Here is a 432-nt window from a genome sequence, read left to right as displayed (position 1 = left end):
TGAGGTCTGTGGGGTGGAAGTAGTAGTTGCGTCGGGGTTTTTGGCGTGGGTCGATGTGTGGGGGCGGGATGAACCAGGGGATGCCGGTGCGGAGTTGGATGGTCCATTGTTCTTTGTGGATCAGGTGGTGGTGGTGTGAGCAGAGCAGGGTTCCGTTGTCTGTGCYGGTGGTTCCGCCGCGGGACCAGTAGGTGATGTGGTGGGCTTCGCACCAGGGGGCGGGGATGGTGCAGCCGGGGAAGGTGCAGCCTTGGTCGCGGGTGGTGAGGGCTTTGCGGATGTGGGGCGGGAAGACCCGGGAGGCGCGGCCGATGTCCAGGATCCGTCCTTCGCCGCCGAGGAGGACGGGGATGATGTCCGCGTCGCAGGCGATTTTCCGGGCGGTGGAGGCGGTGACGGGCCCGGTGAAGAGCAGGGTTCCGGTGTGCGCCT

The 432-nt window shown here is 66.1% G+C and carries 1 protein-coding gene; it reads right to left on the bottom strand.

Annotation, left to right across the window (positions count from 1 at the left end):
- The coding region (locus AC1DC5_RS19040) for an HNH endonuclease signature motif containing protein (protein ID WP_476866200.1) at positions 1-432 on the bottom strand (432 nt) is incomplete at both ends.

This window comes from Arthrobacter sp. 10L424 (genome assembly GCF_056395325.1).
Note: the sequence above shows the minus strand (reverse complement) of the source record. Positions and strands in the feature narration are given on the sequence as shown.